Origin of the sequence: Bacillus cereus group sp. N21 (assembly GCF_016483395.1) — a bacterium.
In the GTDB taxonomy this organism is placed as follows: Bacteria; Bacillota; Bacilli; order Bacillales; family Bacillaceae_G; genus Bacillus_A; species Bacillus_A pseudomycoides.
This window is the reverse complement of sequence record NZ_JAEHBX010000474.1, coordinates 1-205: the sequence shown is the minus strand read 5'-3', so window position 1 is coordinate 205 and position 205 is coordinate 1. Positions and strand designations below refer to the sequence as shown.

The following is a 205-nucleotide window of genomic DNA, read 5'->3' as shown; positions in this document are numbered from 1 at the left end:
ACCATCGGCGCTAGAGAGCTTAACTTCCGTGTTCGGTATGGGAACGGGTGTGACCTCTCTGCCATCATTACCAGACTATATTCACTTAAGACAAACACTATTATACTTAATTGATTAAAAAAGTCAATAAGTTTTTTTATGTTCTCTCAAAACTAGATAACATTTGCTTCATATTATATGGTTAAGTCCTCGATCTATTAGTATT

General features: G+C 34.6%; 1 rRNA gene. It reads right to left on the bottom strand.

Annotated features, from left to right (window positions below):
• Positions 1–75: ribosomal RNA gene (rrf, locus tag JDS96_RS31690) — 5S ribosomal RNA — on the bottom strand; the annotation flags it as partial.
• Positions 76–205 lie beyond the last annotated feature (130 nt).